The following is a 23,095-nucleotide window of genomic DNA, read 5'->3' as shown; positions in this document are numbered from 1 at the left end:
TTAAGTTTTGTTTTTTAAGGTTATGTACGGTTTTTCTAAATGGTTAAGCCGTGCATTTCTTAACACTATTAAAACAAGTCGTTTATTATGAAGCCGTTTCGAAAATACCTATGGAATATTCTTGCATTAGTCTTTTTTTCATGTCAAGGTGAAGCTAGCTATGATGCCTCGCAGAAAGTGTCAATTGAGCCCGTGCTGTCCGATTATGAATTTATTGATATTGCAGGAGCAAGACATCTGTTGAATGATGTCAAGGCTGAAAATAAACTGCTAATCTTTTACGATCCACAGGGAAAGCAAAGCCAGCAGCAAATAGCTGAAATGAAAAAAAGCACACAATTGGCAGATTTGATAAAAAAGGAAAAACTGCGTGTGGTGGCTATTTGTCCTGTAGGGGATCTAAACGATTGGAATACCTATAAAAACACAATTCCGGCACAGTGGATCAATGGATTCGATATTAAAGGTGAGGCTTCGAAAAAAGAATTCTTTGCCATCAAATTGTATCCGACCCTGCTGCTTATAAATGAAAACAATGAACTGCTGAAGAGGGACGCTGATTACCAAAGCCTTTTATCGGCTTTGGATAAATAAATGTCGAATACATCCGTCAAGAATCATACCCATTAATAGAATAGATTAAGATGAATAGTTTGGAAATAATGAAGTGGTGTACTGTCATGGTACCTTTTCTATGCGCCATGCTTTTAAGCTGGGGAATGATGCCTTATATCTTATTGATTTCGTATAAAAAGCGGTTATTCGATCCAGTGGATGCGCGCAAATTGCATCAGCATATTGTCCCTCGCCTAGGCGGAGTGGCCTTTGCGCCTATCCAATGTTGCATATTGGTGATTGCATTGGTCTGCATTTACAAACTGAATATTGGAGAATTGGATCTGCAAGTAGCTTCTTGGATTATTCTACCTAGTATGGCGTTGATGGTCTGTGGTCTGGTTATTCTATTTATGATCGGTATCGGTGACGACCTGATCGGTGTCAGCTATAAATGGAAATTTGTTGCTCAAATCATGGTCGGATGCCTCCTGCCCTTAAGTGGCGTATGGATAAATGATCTTTATGGACTGGGATTTATCATCGGTATCCCGGCATGGATCGGAATGCCGTTGACAGTTTTTGTTGTCGTATTGATCATCAATGCAATTAACCTGATCGATGGCCTGGATGGGCTTTGCTCAGGCGTAGTTTCCATTGGCTTGTTGGTTTTGGGGGGACTATTTGCATCATATGGAGCTTGGTTGCATGCGATTTTTGCTTTTATCACAATCGGGGTGATCATTCCATTTTTTTACTTCAATGTATTCGGTACGTCACGTCGGCGAAGAAGGATATTTATGGGCGACACGGGCAGTATGACCCTTGGTTTTTCGATAGCATTTTTAGTGGTCAGTTTTGCCATGAATAACCATTTTATAAAGCCTTTTGCGGATGGAGCGATTGTCGTGGCCTTTTCCACCCTGATTATTCCAATCATGGATGTCGCCCGGGTAATGTTTGTCCGTTGGAGAACCGGAAGGCCGATTTTCAAGCCTGATCGCAACCATTTGCACCACAAATTGCTGCGTGCTGGTTTGAGCCGTCATAGTGCCCTGATCTTTATTCTTGTCATTACACTTGTCTTTTGTCTATTTAATATCGTGACTGTACGCTATATCAGCAACAACATTGTCGTTCTAATGGACCTCATTTTTTGGATCGCCTTCCACTGGTTATTCAATAGATTGGAAAAAAGACAAATGATAGTCAAACTACAATTATTTATCAATCTATAAAAAGTTAAATCAATATGAAAATAGCAATTATCGGAGGATCTGGTTTCGTTGGTACAAAACTTATCGATCTGCTTATCCAAGTATCGGATAATGAAATACGTAATATTGATAAATCAGCAAGCAGTAAACACCCTTCCATTACAATGATAGGCGATGTATTGGACAGAACAGGATTAACTGCAATGCTGGCAGGAGTAGAGGCCGTTATTTTACTTGCTGCCGAGCACCGGGATGACGTCAGTCCGGTATCAAAATACTATGATGTGAATGTCAAGGGGATGCAAAATACCCTTGAAGCAATGGAAGCCAATGGGATAAAAAGGATCATTTTCACGAGTTCCGTGGCGGTCTATGGGCTAGATAAAGAAAATCCCAAAGAAGATACACCAACGGATCCTTTTAACCATTATGGAAAAAGTAAACTAAAAGCTGAAATGGTCCTGCAGGAATGGTACAGGGATCATTCGGATTGGAACGTGAATATTATCCGACCTACGGTCATTTTTGGGGAAGGAAACCGAGGTAATGTGTATAATTTATTGCATCAGATCGCTTCAGGTAAATTTATTATGATTGGCTCGGGAACCAACCAGAAGTCAATGTCCTATATCGGTAATATCATTGCATTTATCAATTATTTGGTCATGGTTAAGACAACGGGTTATAACGTTTATAATTACGTTGACAAGCCAGATCTTTCAACCAATGATCTGGTGCACTATACTGGAAGGATACTAGGGAAAAAAATACCGACTGTGCGCGTTCCCTATTGGTTGGGAATGTTAGGTGGTTACGGTTTTGATGTGCTGGCTTTTATAATTCGCCGCAAACTATCGATTAGTTCTATCCGTGTCAAAAAATTCTGTGCGGTGACACAGTATGATGCGACCAAGGCCATGAATTCGGGATTTATCCCACCCTACGATCTGCAATATGGTTTAAAACAAGTTTTGAAAGCAGAATTTTCTGTATCAAATGAAAATTCTGTATAAAACGCTTTGAATGAAAAAAATAAATCTAATATACTGGTCCGGGGAGAACTTTGGAGATGCGTTGAGCCCAAGACTAATTGAAGAGCTGACGGGACTGCCCACGCAGTATAAAAGCTGGGAGCCTTCGTATGCCGCGAGATTAAAGAGCCTCGTCGGAAAGATTGTCCGTTTACGATTTGCGGAATTGGACACTATTCTGTGGCCCCAAGAGAAATCGATAATTGCTGTGGGATCAGTGATCCGATGGGGGAATTCAAGATCCCGAGTTTGGGGATCTGGCTTTATGAATTCCGATGAGCCTTTTGGCGGCGGAAAAATTCATGCTGTGCGTGGCAAATTGACAAGTCAGAAGCTCCTTCGGATGGGATACCCAAAGTGTGAAATATTTGGTGATCCCGCACTATTGCTCCCATTATGGATACCTGCAAAGAAGGGGAAAAAACACAAGCTCGGCCTCATACCGCATTGGAAAGAGGTTGAAGCATTTCAGGATAAGCTGGGGCATAGCTTTAATATTATCGATCTTCGTACCCATGATGTAGAACGTATTGTACATGCTATTTGCGATTGCGAATATATTTTGTCAACTTCATTACATGGACTTATTGTAGCACATGCTTATGGGATACCAGCATTGTGGATCAAAGAAGGATACATTGATACAGATGGGTTCAAATTTCGGGATTATTTTAGCTCTGTAGATATTCCCTTTTATGAGGGGTTTGAGAATCTGGAGGAGATTTTTGCTAGCGAAAGTGCTTGGATGTCATTGTTTGAAATGAATAGCGACAAAGCCAATAGTCGGGTTGATCTCAAAACGTTACAGCGCCGCCTATTAAAGGCTTTCCCTCTTTCCTTGCGGCGAAAGTATCAGAATTTAATTAGTTAAGACTAACAGGATAACCATGGATTTAAAGAAGCAGGTCACACAGGGGGCAATCTGGGTATTCTTAGACCAGTTTGGCGTACAATTAGTCTCATTTTTGGTGAGCTTGGTGTTGGCGCGCCTATTGATGCCTGCGGATTTTGGTACCATAGCACTTTTCAATGTGGTCATTAATGTTTCGTCTGTACTGATCAATGGAGGCTTGAGTAGTAGTTTAGTCAGGACACAGGCAGTAGATAACCGCGATTTGTCGACTGTGTTTTGGTTCAATATTGTCATGACCCTGCTGCTTTATCTGGTTATATTTATAGCATCTCCCTGGATTGCTCGATTTTATACGATGCCTATTTTGTCTCCGATCATTCGCGTGTATAGTATCGTATTAATTATTGATAGTTTCGTTCATGTACAGGCTGTACTTTTTGATAAAAACCTGGATTTTAAAACAACGTTTAAAGTACGATTGCCATCGATTGTCGTGGGGGGATTATGTGGTGTGGGCTTTGCCTTAGCGGGGTTTGGCGTGTGGTCACTGGTTTATTCAGCATTGATTCAAAACGCACTTTATACCATACAATATTGGTTTTACAGTGATTGGAGACCAACATTTGAATTCGACCGTGAGAAGTTTAGGTACCATTTTGCTTTTGGATTCCGGCTTACACTTTCGGCACTGCTTAATGTCCTCTTTAACAATATCTACTCGATCGTGATCGGGAAACGTTTTGCCGAAACAACACTCGGCTATTATAATCGGGCCGAATCTTTGAAAAATCTGCCCATAAACAATGTTTCTACAGCACTGAATAAGGTGACCTATCCGTTGTTTGCGAAATTTAGTGACGATGATGAAAAACTGCGTAATGCCTATCGTCAGGTCCTTAAGCTTGTAATTTTTATCGTTGCGCCACTCATATGTATCATGATGATTGCTGCAGAGCCGATTATTGGTTTGTTATTGGGTGAAAAATGGTTGCCCGTTGTCCCATACTTCCAGATACTGGCATTGGGTGCTCTTTTTCAACCGATACACAACTACAATTTAAATATTTTGCAGGTAAAAGGGCGTGCTGATCTCTACCTCAGGCTAGAAGTTATTAAAAAACTATTGATCATTGTCGCCGTAGTGCTGGGTCTTCGGTTTGGTATTTATGGATTGTTGTGGGGACAAGTAGCCGTTTCGGTCGCATCCCTGTTTATCAATACGTTTTATACCGCTAAATTTCTGAAGTATGCAATGCTGCAGCAACTTGCTGACCTTATGCCCAGCATCCTGATCGCCTGTGGTATTGCCGCATTAATCTGGTGGGGGAGTGACCTGCTATTGCTCGACTTGCAAATATGGGCAAAAGCTCTTGTCCTGGTTGCAAGTTATGTATTGGCATTCTGGTGGTTCTGTAGCCTGATCCAGTTGGAAGAATATAAGTCCATTAAGGACCTTGTAAAGAATAATTGGCAAAAAAAAAATGGTGTAATCAATCGAAATTAAGTGTCACATGTCTATTTTAACTAAAACCTGGAGTATTATTCGTCAGCGCTTGATTTGGCAAAGGCATCGGCATGTTGCATCCCTATGGAACAAGTTGATTGTGCAGGATCATACTGGTCTGCTTAGTCATTATCCGCTGCAGCCAAAGGTAGATTTGCCGCCCAACGGGGTTATCTGGCAGTACTGGGGGCAGGGGTTGGCAGCCGATAGATTACCCGCTATTGTCAAATTATGCTTTCAGTCAGTCGACAAGTTCAAAGGTAATTATACCGTCATTAGAGTGGATGATAATACCGTAGGCCAATACCTAGACCTTCCGGATTTTATACTTGAAAAAAAAGCCGCGGGAATAATCAGCCCTACTTTTTTTTCGGATATACTACGACTGGCCCTACTCAAGACCTATGGGGGTGTTTGGCTTGATGCGACAATTTTGTTGACGGATAGTCTTCCTACAGCCTTTAGCGCGCAGGATTTTTTTGTTTATCAACGGGATGCAGCAGAAAAATATACCAATTATTGGAAGAATACCTATGCTTTTTACTGGGGCTGGGACAGGCGGCACAAAGTGAAAATGCTTAACAGCATCATTTTCGCCAAAAAGCATGACCCATTGTTGTCTTCTATGACGGACTTACTATTTAATTATTGGAAGACAGCGAATAAGGCAATTAACTATTTTATTTTCCAGATCCTCCATGAACAATTAATGGTTTCGGGGGTTGGATATGATAGAGGCCAGATCGTCAGTGATGTTACGCCGCATTTATTACAGACAAAACTTTCAGGTGGCAATTATCCAATCAGTTACAGCGAAATTTTTGAACGTACAGGTATACATAAGATGACTTATTTTAAGGAGGATACAGTGGAATATTTGGAGGAGGTTTTGCAGGGAAATTTGGCTGCATTTAACAATAAAGAAGATAATCTTAAATAAGGCGGATATGGTAAAACACGCATTTTTGATTTTAGCGCATAATGAATTTTCCGTCTTGGAGAAGCTTCTTTATTGCCTGGATGATGAACGTAATGATATCTATATTCATTTTGATAAAAAATTGGATCAACTACCCGATTTTAAGGTGCAAAGGGCTAGGCTTGTTGTGCTGTCAGATCGTGTCGATGTGCGTTGGGGGGATGTTTCGATGATCCAGGCAGAATATAATTTGTTTGAGGCTGCAGCTGCACGACAAGCATATGCTTATTATCATGTCCTATCGGGGGTTGATCTACCACTTAAACATCAGGATGATGTGCATGCTTTCTTCCATAAATACCAGGGCCGCGAGTTTATCGGCATTTCTAAAGCAGCAACCGAAAAGGAGATTGACCGAAAAGTCCGACGCACTCATGTATACCCCCGACAGTTCAGATCGGGGAAAGGGATTACTGCAATCTGGCGTAAAACAGTGCGGGCCTTGTTTTTGCGTCTTCAGTTTCTTTTGAATATAAAACGAAATGCTGATTTGGTCTTTAAAAAAGGACCACAGTGGATCAGTGTAACAGATGATTTTGTGAGGTATATTTTGCCTAAAAAGGAAGAGGTATTAAAAATATACCAGAAGACCTTCTGTAGTGATGAGATCTTTATACAGACCCTTTGTTGGAATTCCTATTTTAGACTCAGACTGTTCAACAGCAGCAATGAAATGCGAGGTTGTCAACGGATCATCGGTTGGAAGGATGGCGAATTGATCGCATGGACAGACGACGATTTTGATAAACTAATTGCCTCGGATATGCTATTTGCCCGGAAGTTCAGTTCCACAGACAGACGGCTCCTTGAACGCGTGGTCAACCATGCCAATATTAAACCGATTCATAACGCTATCTAATATGATCAATGTAATTCGACGCTTGTATCTGAATGTGAGGTATATCTTCTTCAAGACCGTATTGCCCTTTCCGAAGATTTATTCCAATGTTGAAACATTGGAGAAGCTTCTTTCTTCAAATTTTTCGATGGCACGATTTGGAGACGGGGAATTCCATATGATCAATCAGACGGAGAATCTGGGCTTTCAAACTGTTGATGATCAGCTGTCACAGCGTTTACGTGAAATTCTCGGAAGCAATACCGAAGGATGTCTCATCTGTGTTCCCTATGGGCTACATTCGGTGCAACATCTGAATCCAAGGGGGCGCTTCTTTTGGAAACAGTTTGTCGTTTTTCATTACCGAAAATATATACCCTATTTCAATTTCGCCAAGCCTTATTACGACGCCTGTGTGACAAGACCCTATATCGATTGGCTTGACAAATCCAAGAGCGCCAAATTTTTTAAACAGCTCAAGCAGCTGTGGCTGGGCAAACGGATCTTACTTGTTGAAGGACAAATGAGCCGCCTGGGGGTTGGCAATGATTTATTCGGTGATGCAGGGGGGGTAGACCGAATCATAACATTATCTCAAAACGCATTTTCGGTATACGATCGATTATTAGCCGAGACAACACGTTTGGCAGGGAAATATGATCTTGTGCTGGTGGCGTTGGGGCCAACAGCAACTGTGCTCGCTTATGATCTCTCTCTGACCGGAATCCAAGCATTGGATATCGGACATGTGGATATTGAATATGAGTGGTTCTTGAAAAAGGCCACACAGAAAATAGCGATTGAAGGCAAATATGTAAATGAAGTTGCAGGTGAGACAGCCGAACTGACTTCGGATGATCAACGATACAAACAGCAGATTATAAGCGAAATTTTTACTTCTTAAAGCATTTATTGATACGATGAACAGTCTACCATTGGTTTCCATTATTGTCCCGGTCTATAATGCAGCGGCTACACTCGATCGAACATTGAGTTCCCTGCAGGCACAGACCTATCAATCTATTGAGCTGATTTTCGTAAATGATGCGAGTACAGACGATAGTTTAAGCAAGTTGATGGAGTTTACAGACGCTGTTTTGAAAGACTCTCGCTTAAAGACAATGGTGATCTCACACCCGGAAAATAGGGGTGTTGCCAATGCGCGGAATACGGCATTGAATCATGCTACAGGTGAATTTATTATGTACGTGGATGCTGACGATACCATTCAGCCGGAAGCTGTTGCAAGTTGCGTGAAAGAAGCGCAGCAGTCTGGCGCTGACCTGGTTTATTTTCATTGGTGGTTGAGCTTCCATAAAAACGGCAGGAAAATGACACAACCTGCTTGTAGCACTCCTTTGGAGGCGATCCAGGCGATGATGGCTGGCAAAATGCGCTGGAACCTGTGGTTGTTTATGGTACGCCGTTCACTTTATGATGAGCATCTGATCAGATTTATTCCGGATGCCAATATGGGCGAGGATCTAACAGTCATGATGAAGCTTATGGTACATGCACAGAAAATTGTCCTCTTGGATAAGGTGTTTTATCACTATAGGCAGGACAATACAACCTCCATTAGCAAAACATTTTCGGAAAAGCACAAACAGGAGGTGGAAATGAATATCAAGGAAACTGAAAGCTACCTCAAGGCGAGCGCTTATGCTGATAAAATCGGGTCAGGAGTGGATTTTTTGAAGTTGAATATCAAATTGCCATTATTGGTAACTGGACATAAAGCGGATTATATCCTTTGGACAAATTGGTTTAAGTCGTCAAACCCATATATCCTTAAAAATGTATCGGTTTCCTTGCGTACCCGGATGCTGCAATGGCTTGCCTGGAAAAAACAATTTTGGGCAGTTAGGCTTTATAATGCAATTGTATTACGAATGATTTATGGATTAATCTACAAATAAGATGATTCGAGCGCTTTTAATTTTTTGTGCCTTGGTGGTCGTTAGCTGTTATTTTTTCTCATTCGGCTTTACGTTTTTGCCACCCAGTGTTAACACCAAAATCATTTTGGCGGGTGTGGGATGTCTGTTGCTATTTGGACAGATGGTTCAGGCACGGCGTATCGAGATCAGCAAACAGCTATTTACTGCAGCGGCTTTGGCCATTGTTTTTTCATTGGTCTGTTTTATCGCCACGGATGTCAACCGTACGGATGACTTTGCTTATGCAACCTATTTTATGAGCTTTGCGATCTGGCTCCTGGCGGCATATACCGTAGCCTTTGTGATCTATAAAATACATGGATTTATTGACTTCCATCTCTTGACATTTTACCTGGCGGCGGCATGTTTGCTACAATGTGTGCTCGCTTTTTGGATCGATAGCTCACCTGCAGTACAGTCGCTGGTCGATCGTTACGTCGAACAGGGGCAGGCTTTTGCACAGGAAGTGGACCGACTTTATGGAATCGGAGCATCATTGGATAATGCGGGGGTTCGTTTCTCTATTGTACTCATTATGCTGTCCACATTGTTTACAAAGGATCTGTTCGAAAAACGCCATGTACCGCTTATTGCTATTTTGGTGATAACTTTCTTTGCCATCTTTGTTTTGGGTAACGTTATTTCACGGACGACCTCTATTGGGGGAGCATTGGGATTTGCTTATATACTCCTCTCAACAGGACTATTCAGCCGTATTATCCGTATCGAATTTGTCAGATTTTTCTCTGTTGTATTGATATTACTCTTCCTAGCAACCTTGGTGGCGATGTATTTCTATGAGAGCAATGCAATTTTCAGGGGGTACATGCATTTTGCTTTTGAAGGGTTCTTCAATTTTTACGAAACCGGCGAATGGCGTACAGATTCGACCGATAAACTGGCGATGAACATGTGGGTATGGCCCAGCGATACCCAGACCTGGTTCATTGGTACAGGACTTTTTGATGGCTGGATTTTCAATACGGATATCGGCTACTGCCGTTTTGTATTGTATTGTGGAATATTGGGATTTAGTGTTTTTGTGCTGTTTTTTATATTCAATGCGATTGCTTTTATGAAAAAGTACAGCAAGCATAAATTATTATTTCTCATGTTATTGGCCTTTTCTTTCGCGATCTGGTTTAAAGTATCAACTGATATCTTTTTGATTTATGCCCTGTTTTATTGTGTTGAAGGACTACAGGGAGCTTTGTTTACCACCAAATTTCATACGGAAAATGAAAATCGTCTATTCTATCTTGGGAACGTATAATGCCGGTGGCATGGAACGGGTGCTTGCAAATAAAGCCAATTATCTTGCTGCAAAGGGGCATGAACTTGTTATTATTACCACAGATCAGAAGGGACGTGGACCGAACTTTCCGTTACATCCTGCGATCCGGCAAATTGATCTTGGTATTAATTATACGGATGATCAGGATCTGGGGATGTTGCGCAAAATTTGGTCATTTAAAAAAAGACAGCGTCGGCACTATAAGCAGCTCAAAGGGGTCTTATTTGAACTCAAAGCGGATATTGCGATATCGATGTTTGACCATGACGCCGCTCTTCTCCATCGGATCAAAGACGGGAGCAAGAAGTTGCTGGAGATCCACTTTTCAAGGTTTAAAAGATTACAATACGATCGGACCGGATTATGGAAAGTGCTGAATAAATGGCGTATGTATCAAGATCTCGCCATAGCAAAAAAATACGATCGATTTGTCGTATTGACCAACGAAGATTTAGCCTATTGGAAAGGTCTCAAAAATATTGTGGTCATTCCAAATGCACATACTTTCTTACCTACTGAGACAGCCCCGCTATTGCGTAAGCATGCACTTGCGGTCGGTCGGTTTGATTATCAAAAAGGATTTGATGAGCTCATCAAGGCCTGGAAAAAAATCAATGCAGCGTGTCCGGAATGGACACTGGATATCTATGGAGATGGGCCATTAAAGGAAGAATTAACAGATCAAATTAATCGATTGGGCCTGAGTGGACAGCTGATCCTTCATGCCCCGGTAAAAAATATCATGGACGTATACCTTGACAGTTCCATCGTGGTCATGACATCACGTTATGAAGGACTACCTATGGCCCTACTTGAAGCACAGGCCTGTGGTATTCCGATGGTAGCATTTGCCTGCAAGTGTGGACCGAGAGATATCATCCGACAGGATAAGAATGGTTTTTTAGTTGCCGAAGGTGACCTAGAAGATTTTACTGAAAAAGTATGCCGATTAATGAAGGACCAACAATTAAGAAGTACTATGGGAAATAGGGCAAGGGAAATGTCGGAAAACTTTAGTGAAGAACGTATTATGCGTCAATGGCTTGTGCTCTTTGAGTCGTTAAGAAAGGAGGAGGAGGCTTAATGAAAACGATCGTCATTTCAGCTGTTAACCTAGTAGAGGCTGGTACATTAACGATACTGAAGGATAGCCTGAGCTATTTATCTGCGCTGGCACAGCAAGGAGAGTATCGGATCGTGGCAGTTGTGTACAAGAAATCACTTGTAGATTTTCCGAATATAGAATATATCGAGACACAATGGCCTAAAAAACGCTGGATCAACCGACTCTGGTATGAATATGTTTCGATGCGGTCGATATCGAAGAAAATAGGACCGGTATATCTTTGGTTTTCACTGCATGATACAACACCTAATGTAGTAGCCGAACGACGGGCCGTATACTGTCACAATGCATTCCCTTTTTATCGCTGGAAAATGCATGATCTGCTATTTTCACCAAAAATAGTATTGTTTGCATGGTTCAGTAAATACATCTATAGACCCAATATACATGCGAATAAGGATATCGTTGTGCAACAGGAATGGTTTCGGAAGGGATTGCATGACATGTTTGGGATTAGCAAAAGTAAAATTATTGTAACCCCGCCGGCACATCCCCGATTGATTACTCCAGGTGCAGTAGCGAACAAAAATAGTTGCTATTCTTTCGTGTTTGCGAGTTCACCCAATAGTCACAAAAATTTTGAGGTCATCTGTAAAGCAGCAGAGATGCTGCAAAAGGAAGGAATAGTAGATTTTAAAGTTCATCTTACTGTAAAGGGTAATGAAAATAGGTATGCCAAATGGCTGCATCGGAATTGGGGGCATTTGTCGACTGTCGATTTTATGGGCTTTGTCACTAGGCAGGTACTGGAGGAATATTATTGCGCGAGTGACTGTTTGATTTACCCTTCCAGAGTAGAATCCTGGGGCTTGCCGATATCGGAATTTGCGCAATATGAAAAGCCTATGTTGCTAGCGGACCTGCCTTACGCCCATGACACGGCGGCAGGAAGTAAAGCAATATCTTTTTTTGACGCGGATGATGCCAAGACACTTGCTGCGCAAATGAAAGCATTGATAAAAGGAGATCATTCATTTTTGAGGGAGGTCAGGAAGGAACCATTGCAGGAACCATTTTCCTTAAGTTGGGAAGATTTGTTCAATAAATTATTACGCTGATTTTTCAAACTGACAAATTGATTTATAAACATACAAAGATGAAGGTATTACAACTCGGTAAATTTTATCCCGTTCGGGGTGGCGTAGAAAAGGTGATGTATGATCTTATGCTCGGACTGTCTGAGGCGGGAGTACGTTGCGACATGTTATGCGCCGCTACAGAAGGGCATCCTGCGGCTGTAATTCATGTAAATTCAAATGCGACACTCTTTGTGATAGACACTGCAATAAAATTGGCAGGTACTATGCTAGCTCCAGGAATGATCTTTAAGTTGCGTGCAATTGCCGGAAACTACGATGTGATCCATATCCATCATCCGGATCCAATGGCAACATTGGCCTTGTATCTCTCAGGCTATAAAGGTAAGGTCATTCTACACTGGCATTCAGATATTATCAAACAAAAAACATTGCTCAAATTGTATAAACCACTGCAGAGCTGGCTGATAAAACGAGCTGACAAAATCCTGGGAACAACGCCTGTCTATGTACAAGAATCTTCATTCTTACAGCATGTACAGCATAAAATTGATAACCTTCCCATTGGTGTGAATGCTATTGTTGCTCAACCAATGGAAGTCGATGCGATCAGAAACCACTATTCCAACAAAATTATGGTTTTCTCCCTTGGAAGGCTCGTGGAATATAAAGGATACGAATTTTTGATCCGTGCGGCGCAACAGCTGGACGACCGTTTTCATATTGTTATTGGGGGAAAAGGACCGCTTGAAGATCAGCTTGTACAACTTATTGCTGATCTGAAACTGCAGGAGAAAGTGAGTATGATCGGTTTTGTTGATGATGAAATGCTTGCGAATTATTTTGCTGCGGCGGACATTTTTTGCTTGAGTTCGATCTGGAAAACGGAGGCCTTTGCCATTGTGCAAATTGAGGCAATGTCCTGTGGCAAACCTGTGGTATCGACGAAGATACCCGGTTCAGGGGTAAGTTGGGTAAATCAACATGAAATCTCGGGCTTGGTTGTTGAACCTGGAGATGCTGAGGCACTTGCACTTGCCATTGGCCGGATCGGATCTGATAGCGCGCTCTACCAAAACTATGCTGAAGGAAGCCTACAGCGTTTTCAAGACTATTTTACCCGGGACAAAATGATAGAAAAATGCCTGCTTATTTATAAGCAGGCGTTGGCGACTAATACTCTTTTGGCGAATTGATATGGATAATACGAACATGGAAAAGGCATTCTTCTACCTATTGAAGACAGGGCTCTGGGGCGAGGGAAAACGCAACGAAGAGTTTTTTCCCTTGTCGGATGACGAATGGTCTCTGCTGTACAAACGAGCAAGGGAACAAACCGTTGAGGCAATTCTATACGATGGTATCCTGCGTTTGAGACCAGAAAATTTGCCACCTAGACTATTGCAGATAAAGTGGTCGGTACAGGTGGATCGGATTGAGCGCCGTAATCAGCTTGCGAACAAGCATATCGCTGAGCAATATGAATTTTTTACAGGGCATGGCCTACAACCCCTTTTATTGAAAGGACAAGGACTTGCGGCAACTTATGCTAATCCGTCACACCGTGTTTGTGGAGATATTGATTGGTATTTTGAGCGTAAGGAAGAGTTGGCATTAGCTCGTCTTCAATTGACAAGACTAGGTGTTCCCAAATTGCTGGAGGGGAGCCAAGTCTACTTTTGGAAAGAGAGTGAGCTGGATCTTCATGATCGGCTATTTGACCTGTATAACCCATTTTCGAAAAAAATACTGAAGCAGTTGAGAAGAGATTTTCCGGATACAACGGTAACGCTAGACGGAAAGCAGATTCCAATATTGGCTCCTCAAGTTCAGGTATTGCAGGTTGCGGCACATATTCTTAAACATTCACTTGCCTTTGGTGTTGGGCTGCGTCAATTCTGCGATTTGGCCTCTTTATATAACAATTATTACGTAGAGCTGGAAGGAGAAAGATTAAATCAAATTTATAATCGACTGGGACTGAGCCGTTGGTTTACTGCGGTACATCAGCTGCTTGTCGACAATATTGGTCTTCGCAAAGAAAAGCTCCCTTTTCCTGTCTCCAAGACGCCTTCTTCCTTAGCGATTATAGATGAGGTTTGGACGGTTGGTAATTTTGGATTTCATGATACATCCAATATGGAAAAGATAGAAGGCGACTATATGCTGCGTAAAAACCGGACAGCTACCTTGACAAAACGTTTACTGAAATATTTTCCCTATGTACCTAAGGAAGCATTTTGGTTTCCATTTATACATTTTTTTAATGGCGTAAAAGATAGATAATGTATGAGCTCGGGAGCTCGTATAACAAAGCGATATAATATCAGATGTAGTAAAAATTAACTTATTAATAAAAATATGAAAAAACTCACTTTATGGATTGTTTTACTTGGTTTGGCCCTCTTTAGTTCCTGTGCGACCCCCAAGAAAATTGTTTATGTCAATGACATGGTTCCAAATATAGACTATCGTATGCTTGATGTTCCGATGTTAAAATTGCAAAAAAGCGACCGGCTAAGCATCAAAATCAGTGCAAAAAACCCTGAACTTGCGGCCCCTTTTAATGTGATTGGCGGAAGTTACAGTTTGGGCGAAAAGGAAAATGGTGTGAGTAGCAATACTGCTGGACAGGAAAGCCAGAGTTATTTGATCGATCAGCAAGGAAATATCACCTTCCCAATTTTGGGTAATTTCCACTTGGAAGGATTAACCCTGGAGCAGGTTCGTGACCTATTGTCCAAGCGTCTTTCGGACGGCGGGTTTATCAAAGATGCGATTGTCAAGGTTGAGCTTTTGAATCTCAAGGTCAACGTGATGGGGGAAGTGAATCGAGTTGGTATTATTGATGTTCCGGATGCTCGTATTAATCTACTGGAGGCCATTTCAAAAGCTGGTGGGTTGACACGCAATGCTGCTTCAGACCGCGTAACGGTCATACGTGAGGAGAATGGCGTACGCAAAAAGCTGATCAATAATATCGGATCTCAAGATATATTCGATTCACCGGCTTATTACCTACAGCAAAATGATATCGTTTATGTAGAGCCGATTGCTGCTGAGAGCACACCGAAGGAAGATCGGACCTGGCGATTTGCCGCCATAGCGACAGGTGTGGTTACTGTCATATTAACTGCGATAAACCTGTTAAAATAACGTGATAAAATAACTAAGAGATGAAAGCAACAGAATATACCACAATACAAAAAGACAGATCTATCAATATATTGGATGTGTTAAAGCATTTGCTCTACCATTGGAAATGGTTTGCTTTATCCATTCTTATATTTGGCGCGTATTATTATTACCAGTATGCAAAATCTCCCTTCATCTTTCGAAGTGCGGAAACGATCATCATCAAAACACCGATGAATACCCCGAGAACAGCGCGGATTTCAAGAACGAACGAGGCCTATAACTCAATCAGTGTGGCGAGTGAAATTCTACAGCTAAAATCCAAAGAGCTGATGCGGCAGACGGTGAAACGGATCGGGGCAGAAATGAGCTACTCAATCGTAGAAGGGTTAAGGCAGAAAGAACTCTACAAGAATAGTCCTGTATTAATTACCCTGCCGCAAGTGAAGGAAGAAGCATCGTTCTCGTTTACAGTGACATTGTTGGGGAATAATCAAGTATTGTTATCCAATTGGAGTGTAGGAAATAAAGCTTTGGAGGTTAAAACTGCCTTGGGTAAGACGGTTAAGACGCCCATAGGACAGCTTGTTGTCCAGGGGAATAAGGATATTACAGATTCGTATCTTGATCAGGAGATCAAGGTAAGCAAATATGCACTGGAGGATATGGTAGACTACTTTGTATCGACCCTATCCATCACACAGATGGAGGAGGATGCCTCTTTACTTCAGTTGGTCTGTGAGGATACCAATCCCAGACGTGCAACGGACCTGATCGGGGAGATGGTGGTCGTCTATAATGAGATCGCGCTGCAGGATAAAAATCAGATTGGTATAAACACAGCCAATTTTATCAGGGAGCGTCTGTCCATCATCGAACAGGAGCTTGGTGCTGTGGAGTCGAATATTCAGGACCTGCGGATACAAAATCAGGGAATGGATGCTGCAACGGTGGGCCAAGCCTATTTTGCCGATACACGTACATATCAGGCCGAACGGACAAAGGTAGAGACCGACATGAATCTTGCGCAAATGATGCGTAATTATTTGGCAGATAAAGCGAAAAGAACTGATTTGATACCCAACAATACTGGTTTGGTGGACGCGAGTGTCGAGGCTCAGATCAGCGACTATAATGCAACACTACTGCGACGTAATCGCCTGATCGAAGGGAGCAGTGAGGCCAATCCTGTTGTTCAGGATCTGGATAAAGGCCTGAATGCAATACGAAACAATATTGCCCGAGCGGTAGATAATGCAATTGGTGGGCTTCATATCAAGGCCAATAACATGAAACGCGAAGAATATCAGGCTCGGGGAAAAGCACTACAGGTTCCGCAAAAACAACGGGTGATGTTATCTGTTGAACGGCAACAAAAAGTAAAGGAAGAACTTTACCTGTATTTATTGAACAAACGTGAAGAAAATGCGATAAATCAGGCAATGACCGAAGATAATATTCGGATTATTGATCCCGCGACAGCATCGTTTCAGCCAATCGGCCCTAGTAAAATTCGTAAATTAGGTTTGGGGATAGGAATTGGTTTTATCTTGCCAGCCATTATTATTTTGACCCTATCGATACTCGACACCGGGGTCAGACGCCGTCAGGATGTTGAAGATGCTATCACGGTGCCGCTATTGGGTGAGATACCTTTCATCAGAACGAGGCGATCGGCACAGGATAGTATATTGGTTAGTAGTGTGGGTAGGGATCCATTGACAGAGGCATTCCGTATCCTCCGCACAAACATCAGTTTTATGTCCAGGGAGGGAAAACATCCTAAAGTAATTACGTTCACATCTTTTATCCCAGGCGTTGGGAAGACGTTTACTTCATTAAATCTGTCCAATACGCTGTCGTTTTTGGATAAAAAAGTTGTTGTTATCGATCTGGATCTGCGCAAGGGAACGCTAAGTAAGCGTATCGGTATCAAAGAGGGCAAAGGTGTGAGCCATTACCTCTCCGATATTAATCTTAGTATAGAAGAAATAATTCACAGAAATTTGCGCGGTGGAAATGTTGATTATATTTCCATTGGTACAGAAGCACCAAATCCTGTTGAATTATTATTGAGCAAAAGACTTGATCAAATGATTGCTGAGCTAAGTAATCAATACGATTATATTATTATTGATGGGGTGCCGATGGGAATAGTTGCAGATGCTACTGTTGTAGACCGTATTTCAGATTTGACATTATTTGTTGTACGGGCGGGGAAAATGGATAAACGTCAATTACCAGAAATACAGAAAATTTACGAAGAAAAGAGACTATCAAATCTTGCAGTGATCCTCAATGGAATTGAAATGGGGCAATCGCGCTATGGTTATGGCTATGGTTACGGCTACGGTTATAATGCCGACGAAGGGCGAGGTTTTGGGAAAAGATTTGCTCGAAAGATTCGTAATCTGTTTAGATGATAAAAAACGTATAAAATATAAAATTGTTTTTGATTTACATTTCAAGAATTTTGACGCTAAAAATTGAGTGTTTCCTGAAAATTTTTTTTTAGTCGATGAAAATATGATCAGTACATAGTTGGGATTATAGTTGATGAATGATATTTATTAAAGTTTTCTTTTATCGTAATGTCCGTTAACTGAAAGTTTTGATAGATGGTAGTTTGAAATCAATAAAATTCTCGTAAAATTTGTTTAGTTGTTCTGGCAAGTTCATTGATTACAATCTTGATAATGGAGGTCTGGAAGGTATCATCATAGCATTGAATAAGTAGAGCGTCAAGAACGCAACATGATCTTTCATGTTTTTATTTCGATGAATAAAGCCGTGATCGACTATAGGTCTGATCACGGTCTTTCATTGGAAAAACTAACCAATTAAACGTATAGATTAGATAGTTGTAGATATATGTATTGTAATAAGTTTTAACCTAGTGTCAAGTTGTGTATGAATGAGAAAAAGACGCTTATGTTACATGTCGCCAGGCAGGTATTAATGGGCAAGTTAACGATTGAGGAAGCGATGGAGCAGAGTCAGGTCAAAGATAGGAGAACAATAGTCAGTTGGGCGAAGCGTGCTATGAAAGCTGATCACATTGAGAAAGAACAAAACAAGGATATAAATTGTAAAAATACGAGTGAAAAAGATATAAGGCCTTCAGCTGAGGAGAAAATTATACGGCTTGAATCAGAATTGGCTAATTTCAAAAATAGAAACATGGAGTTATTACGTTTCCAAAATGTATTAACCAATAAAATTAATGATCTTGAAATCCTAATCAATTATGCAGAAAAGACCTACAAAATTGATATTATGCGTATAAAAAGAAGGAAGAATAGCTAATTCGAGCGCTCTCTTACATATTTAGATAGACTGGTAATCAGTTTTAATCCTTAAGAGGGTAAAATCAATAACGCCATTTTTTATAAATCCACCATGTTAAAGTAATGGCTGTCTCTTAGTAAGAGAACAAACAAAACGCTGATTTTCTTGTTATTTGAAAAATAGTTAATAGAAAAGTTATTTTGTTTTAATAATAACTTTCTCTATGTTTAGTACATCTATCTGTGAAACTATAAAATGAATAGCCGATTCAACAAGAGTTACACAAGTTTTTAAATACAACGAGCCTCATGCATCAGTATGGAATGCATAAAAAGATGATTGGATCGACTTTCGCTGGATATGGTTTTATATAACTGTATAGATGATTAAGCTATTGAATAAAGTGGAGGTTTGTAGCGATATGTCTACAAAAAAAGGATCATTGCTTTAGCGTTGCCGAATTGTGTTTGCCAATATGTGAAAGAAAGTTGTTGATATCAGTAAAATCTATTTTTATAGATACGGAAAATCTTGGTGAAATATTGATTTATTGGATATTCAAAATGTATGTTTTATGCTGTATAGATATACCGAATGTTTTTTTTACGGAAAATGGAAAGCTTGGTAGGCTGTCCGAAATAGTCCATATAGACTTTGTTTTGTTGAATTTTGAATAGCGGCAAAGTGTTTTATTGAATAGCAATAAAGGATAAGCGCTGTGATCAAAGAGAGGAGGCTACTTTGAAAAAATAGTAAACGCTCCGGAGATATTTTTATCTCTAAAAATTAGTCAATTAACCGTTTACTTCAATGATTTAATATTTAGTAGGAATGTCTCGGTTCGAAATCTATGATATAACTGCTTGTAGTAATTAATACGTATTGTAAAGTGAATTAACAAAATTTATGGAAGGCAATTACAACATTCTAATTCTCATTTTAAATATTACCATTTGCGTAATTAATGTGCTTTTGTTAGTCATTACCTACAAACAGCGGCAATTAAAAAAAGAGCAAAAGAATGTATCTTCATTGGATTCTGTTATCAAAGAGGATGAAGAATTTGATGAAATTATTCCTGATAAAATTGAAACCGAACAATCCAAAAAAGGGGAAGTATTAATCAGCAAGATTACTGCAGATCGTTTAATAGAAGAATTCAATAAGGCGCATAGCAATAAGTTCTTCTTAAAGAAGGGGGTGAGTTTGGGTGATCTGGCTGATTTACTTAGTACCAACCAACGTTATGCCTCTTATATTGTCAATATGGTTACAGGTCAGGATTTTAACAATTACGTCCAACAGGCCCGTATCGCTTACTTGATTGAAAGAGTTGAACGTGACCCTGAATTGCTCAATGTCAAATTTTCCATCCTTGCTGAAAGTGCCGGTTTTTCCAGCATAAGCAAATTCTCTTCGGTATTTAAATCCGTAATGGGCGTTCCCCCATCAGAGTATTTCCAGAAAAAATAGATTCATATTATTGCGTCATATGAATTCATTTTGCGCTCAATACCAACGCACAATACCTATCCGCTATATTTCAATAGTCTATTGGTTTAAAAATCCATTTACCTCGTTTTAAATTTTACCATTTCTCTGTTAAAACAGAAGTGTTTTTCTATTTGAGTTAATTGTTCAGTCATTTGATGTTGGAATTATGCCGAGAACGGCAATGCCTATTCGTTGTGTCAGAGCAAGGTTATGCGGAAATTAGGACCTACAAACCCATTGACCATTTATTGAAACTATTTTGCCTTTAGCATTGTTCATTAGTTGAAGATATGCTAAGATTGAAGGTATACGTAGGATTAAAGGATAGTTTTTTTAAGGTCGGAACAGCAATTGATCCGGCCTTTTTTATTTTACTGGTATGAAAGCATAAAAAAACGCTTGAACCGGGGAGATGCAAGCGTCTTAACTAACCAATTATAAACCTAAATTATGAGTCTAAACTAATACACATTCTGTGCCAAATTGAACCGCATGACAAAACTACAGTCGTCTTAAAGCATCATGGAGCATTTCTGATACCACTTACTTTTTAAAAGAACTTTTTAATAGTTTTAGATTACGGCATATCATGGAGACAATATGCTGCTAGAGTGTCCACCCAGGTCTGTTTGCACCCTTGTATTGGCAACCTGAATTTCATCGGCTGGCTTAAGATCTGGGCAGAGGCTTTGCGCTTTAACTTGTTATTACTAACTTTAGGGCAGGCAACCCCAACTTGATCGTTTTACTTGAAAAACATAGCTTATACAACGGAATCGGATATACTACTTCGCCTGAAAGCAGGTGATGAACTGGCATTGGAGGAGCTGATGGGCCGATACAAAGGTGCGCTGGCTTTGTCCATGTCACGGTTGATCAAGTCCCGGGAGGATATCGAAGAGCTCCTGCAGGAACTATTTTTGCGGGTTTGGAAAAATAGGGATAACCTGGACCCCGAACGTTACCTGAGCTATCTGTACAAGATAGCCGAAAATTTGGTCTATGACCGATTACGCAAAGCCGCACGTGAAAAACGCTTGTCTGTTGATTATTTCGCTCATATTATCGAAGCTTACTCCCATATCGAAGAGGGGATCTTTGATAAAGAATTGCTGGCTGTGCTACAACGTGGTATCCAGCAGTTGCCCGAGCAACGTCGCCGGGTTTTTGAACTCTGCAAAATAGAAGGCAAGAGCTATGAAGAGGTAAGCCAGCTTTTATCCATTTCGGTCGCCACAGTAAATTCCCATATCACCAATGCGAATGCTTCCATCAAGGCTTATTTCAGACAGCACCCTGAATTGGCGTCAATGGTATTGCTAGTATTTTTATTTGCGAATTTTGCCCCGGATACACTCTAAACATCCCTATTTTAAGCTTCTTTTCAAAAGGCTTCACCGGAAAGCGGGTCATACCTAAAGGCTGTGCTATAAATTTTTTTATTTTTTTTTCAGATTGCTTCATTGGTTTTTTCATTTCGTTCGTATTACTAAATAAAAAGAGCTATGCAAACTTCTCGTTTTTCAGAATTGTTTGAAGGTTACCTGGCGAATACATTGACCCCAAAGGAAATGCTGGAGCTGGAGCAATTGATCGCGGATGAGCAAAACGATGCACAACTGCGCCAGCTGATTGGGCGGGGATTTAAAAGCGATCCTATTCATGGAGAGCAGCTTGATACCGAAGATAATTGGTTGCAGGGGCTGGAGCAAAAGGTCTTGCAGACAATTCAACAGCCGAAGCCGGCAAAAATAATAAGCTTTCAAAACAAGTGGATCCGGCTTGTGGGTGCAATCGTCCTATTGGCAGGGCTGGGGCTTACCATACACTATCTGGTCAATAACGATGCAAACGCTCCGAGACAGGCTAGGGTTTTACCAGGTGGAAATAAAGCAACAATCAGGCTGGACAATGGTACGCAAGTGGACCTGAGCGAAAGCCAGTCGGAGATTGTCCTGGGGCAGCAACTGGCTTATGCAGATGGATCATTGGTCCTAGGAGTAGCTGCTGAGGATGTGAGCGGACGAAATATGGTCATTGATGTCCCCAAAGGGGGCACCTATAAAATTGCGCTTCCCGACGGATCAAAAGTCTGGCTGAATGCGGATTCTCGTCTGCGCTATATCGTTGATCGGACTGCCGAAACCCGGACGCTGGAACTGGAAGGGGAGGCTTATTTTGAAGTGGCACACCAGTATAGGACAAAAGGTAAGGAAAAAATACTGCTGCCGTTTGTCGTGCATACCCCAGGTCAGACCATCAAGGTGCTAGGCACCTCATTTAACGTCACAGCTTACAACGGTGAGCCGGATCGGACGACCTTGGTCGAGGGCAAGGTCGAGCTGTCGCTGCCGGACGGATCAAACAAACAATACCTTAAACCAAATCAGCAAGCCACCATTCGTGGGAGGGCAATCACAATTGCGGATGTCGAAAGCTCGGGTTATATCTCCTGGAAAGAGGGTACATTCAATTTTTCGGATGAATCGCTGGAGATCATCTTAAACCAGGTGGCGCGTTGGTATGCTATCGATGTTGAATTTGAAGATGCCAATTTAAAGAAATTGAAATTTGAAGGCATCATACCCCGCTACGAGAACCTGGATACATTGCTGAAAACCTTGGAAAAAACGGGTGATGTCAGATTTGAGCGCAAAGGCAACCTGCTGCTTGTCAGGAAAAAATAAACGCTAATAAAAGACAAGGATTACAAACGATAAAAGGAAACCTAAAAACCAGATTGCCTATGAAATAAAATAATGGAAGAAAATGATAAGATGGCGAACCGGGCAATAATCAGGGGC

The 23,095-nt window shown here is 41.0% G+C and carries 20 protein-coding genes; all 20 read left to right on the top strand.

The window, feature by feature from the left end; translation table 11 throughout:
- Positions 1-87: 87 nt before the first annotated feature.
- The 20 genes from ABFX33_RS06100 (at position 88) to ABFX33_RS06005 (ending at position 22,978) form a co-directional block, all read left to right on the top strand.
- Positions 88-594, top strand: coding sequence for a TlpA family protein disulfide reductase (locus tag ABFX33_RS06100; RefSeq protein ID WP_346084883.1), 507 nt, complete (start codon positions 88-90; stop codon positions 592-594).
- A gap of 50 nt (positions 595-644) precedes the next feature.
- On the top strand, positions 645-1,793 hold the full coding sequence (locus tag ABFX33_RS06095) for an MraY family glycosyltransferase (protein WP_346084881.1): 1,149 nt from the start codon (positions 645-647) through the stop codon (positions 1,791-1,793).
- Between the two features lie 14 nt (positions 1,794-1,807).
- The gene (locus ABFX33_RS06090; RefSeq protein WP_346084879.1) at positions 1,808-2,785 is read left to right on the top strand and encodes an NAD-dependent epimerase/dehydratase family protein; all 978 of its coding nucleotides are present in this window, start codon (positions 1,808-1,810) and stop codon (positions 2,783-2,785) included.
- 10 nt (positions 2,786-2,795) lie between these two features.
- Positions 2,796-3,674 (top strand): polysaccharide pyruvyl transferase family protein, encoded by an 879-nt coding sequence (locus ABFX33_RS06085; protein WP_346084878.1) that lies wholly within the window; start codon positions 2,796-2,798, stop codon positions 3,672-3,674.
- 16 nt (positions 3,675-3,690) lie between these two features.
- On the top strand, positions 3,691-5,160 hold the full coding sequence (locus ABFX33_RS06080) for a lipopolysaccharide biosynthesis protein (protein WP_346084877.1): 1,470 nt from the start codon (positions 3,691-3,693) through the stop codon (positions 5,158-5,160).
- A 7-nt stretch (positions 5,161-5,167) separates the two neighbouring features.
- Positions 5,168-6,100, top strand: coding sequence for a capsular polysaccharide synthesis protein (locus tag ABFX33_RS06075; protein WP_346084875.1), 933 nt, complete (start codon positions 5,168-5,170; stop codon positions 6,098-6,100).
- Between the two features lie 7 nt (positions 6,101-6,107).
- Complete coding sequence (locus ABFX33_RS06070; RefSeq protein WP_346084874.1) at positions 6,108-6,998, top strand: beta-1,6-N-acetylglucosaminyltransferase; 891 nt, start codon at positions 6,108-6,110, stop codon at positions 6,996-6,998.
- A gap of 1 nt (position 6,999) precedes the next feature.
- On the top strand, positions 7,000-7,881 hold the full coding sequence (locus tag ABFX33_RS06065) for a GT-D fold domain-containing glycosyltransferase (protein ID WP_346084872.1): 882 nt from the start codon (positions 7,000-7,002) through the stop codon (positions 7,879-7,881).
- A 16-nt stretch (positions 7,882-7,897) separates the two neighbouring features.
- On the top strand, positions 7,898-8,896 hold the full coding sequence (locus ABFX33_RS06060; protein WP_346084870.1) for a glycosyltransferase family 2 protein: 999 nt from the start codon (positions 7,898-7,900) through the stop codon (positions 8,894-8,896).
- 1 nt (position 8,897) lies between these two features.
- Positions 8,898-10,190, top strand: a complete 1,293-nt coding sequence (locus ABFX33_RS06055) for a hypothetical protein (RefSeq protein ID WP_346084868.1) — start codon at positions 8,898-8,900, stop codon at positions 10,188-10,190.
- The gene (locus tag ABFX33_RS06050) at positions 10,156-11,295 is read left to right on the top strand and encodes a glycosyltransferase family 4 protein (protein WP_346084866.1); all 1,140 of its coding nucleotides are present in this window, start codon (positions 10,156-10,158) and stop codon (positions 11,293-11,295) included. Before ABFX33_RS06055 ends, ABFX33_RS06050 begins: the two co-directional genes overlap by 35 nt.
- A complete protein-coding gene (locus tag ABFX33_RS06045) occupies positions 11,295-12,395 on the top strand; it encodes a glycosyltransferase family 4 protein (protein WP_346084865.1) in 1,101 nt (366 codons plus the stop codon). Before ABFX33_RS06050 ends, ABFX33_RS06045 begins: the two co-directional genes overlap by 1 nt.
- Positions 12,396-12,433: 38 nt before the next feature.
- Entirely contained in the window at positions 12,434-13,570 is a 1,137-nt protein-coding gene (locus tag ABFX33_RS06040; protein ID WP_346084863.1) for a glycosyltransferase, read from the top strand.
- Position 13,571: 1 nt separating this feature from the next.
- A complete protein-coding gene (locus tag ABFX33_RS06035; RefSeq protein WP_346084861.1) occupies positions 13,572-14,660 on the top strand; it encodes a nucleotidyltransferase domain-containing protein in 1,089 nt (362 codons plus the stop codon).
- Between the two features lie 75 nt (positions 14,661-14,735).
- Positions 14,736-15,530 (top strand): polysaccharide biosynthesis/export family protein, encoded by a 795-nt coding sequence (locus tag ABFX33_RS06030; protein ID WP_346084860.1) that lies wholly within the window; start codon positions 14,736-14,738, stop codon positions 15,528-15,530.
- Positions 15,531-15,550: 20 nt separating this feature from the next.
- Positions 15,551-17,932 carry a GumC family protein gene (locus ABFX33_RS06025; protein ID WP_346084859.1) on the top strand — a complete coding sequence of 794 codons (2,382 nt, stop codon included), beginning with the start codon at positions 15,551-15,553 and terminating at the stop codon, positions 17,930-17,932.
- Between the two features lie 487 nt (positions 17,933-18,419).
- Positions 18,420-18,815: a hypothetical protein gene (locus ABFX33_RS06020; RefSeq protein WP_346084857.1), complete on the top strand. Its 396-nt coding sequence runs from the start codon at positions 18,420-18,422 to the stop codon at positions 18,813-18,815.
- Positions 18,816-19,703: 888 nt separating this feature from the next.
- Positions 19,704-20,270, top strand: a complete 567-nt coding sequence (locus tag ABFX33_RS06015; RefSeq protein WP_346084856.1) for a helix-turn-helix domain-containing protein — start codon at positions 19,704-19,706, stop codon at positions 20,268-20,270.
- A 770-nt stretch (positions 20,271-21,040) separates the two neighbouring features.
- Positions 21,041-21,652 carry an RNA polymerase sigma factor gene (locus ABFX33_RS06010; protein WP_346084855.1) on the top strand — a complete coding sequence of 204 codons (612 nt, stop codon included), beginning with the start codon at positions 21,041-21,043 and terminating at the stop codon, positions 21,650-21,652.
- Positions 21,653-21,796: 144 nt separating this feature from the next.
- Positions 21,797-22,978 carry a FecR family protein gene (locus ABFX33_RS06005; protein ID WP_346084853.1) on the top strand — a complete coding sequence of 394 codons (1,182 nt, stop codon included), beginning with the start codon at positions 21,797-21,799 and terminating at the stop codon, positions 22,976-22,978.
- The last annotated feature ends 117 nt before the right edge of the window (positions 22,979-23,095 follow it).

Origin of the sequence: Sphingobacterium ginsenosidimutans (genome assembly GCF_039536865.1) — a bacterium.
GTDB lineage: Bacteria > Bacteroidota > Bacteroidia > Sphingobacteriales > Sphingobacteriaceae > Sphingobacterium > Sphingobacterium detergens.
Note: the sequence above shows the minus strand (reverse complement) of the source record. Positions and strands in the feature narration are given on the sequence as shown.